Source organism: Bacillus sp. SIMBA_074 (genome assembly GCF_046534555.1).
In the GTDB taxonomy this organism is placed as follows: domain Bacteria; phylum Bacillota; class Bacilli; order Bacillales; family Bacillaceae_G; genus Bacillus_A; species Bacillus_A mycoides.
Window position 1 is genome coordinate 1 of record NZ_JAWRYM010000136.1, and the last position, 410, is coordinate 410.

Below are 410 nucleotides of genomic sequence, written 5' to 3' on the forward strand. Positions count from 1 at the left end.
TAAATCTGTAAACGCATATTTCCATTCGCTTGCTGCGCTTACTTCTTTTGTATCGATTACCTTGCCATTTTGTAGTAAGTCTACTTTAATCATATTCGGACGATCTTTCGCATTATCGTCTTTCCATGTTTTCGTTCCTTCTACTTTTGTTTGACCTACTTTTGTATTTGTAATGTCATAACCTTTTACTTTGGATTGATATCCATCTATCCCTTGTTCTTTTACTTCATACTTATATGCCTTGCCTTCGGCATCGTATGCCGCTAAATCTTTGAATTCATACTTCCAACCGCTTGCTTCTGTTACTTCTTGTGTTGCGATTACTTGGCCATGTTGTAGTAAGTCTACTTTAATCATCGTCGGACGATCTTTCGCATTATCGTCTTTCCACGTTTTCGTTCCTTCTACTT

At 37.3% G+C, this 410-nt stretch carries 1 protein-coding gene; it reads right to left on the minus strand.

The annotated features are described in order from the left end of the window. A partial coding sequence (locus SB773_RS30195) for a Cna B-type domain-containing protein (protein ID WP_410593872.1) occupies positions 1 to 410 on the minus strand: 410 nt, incomplete at both ends.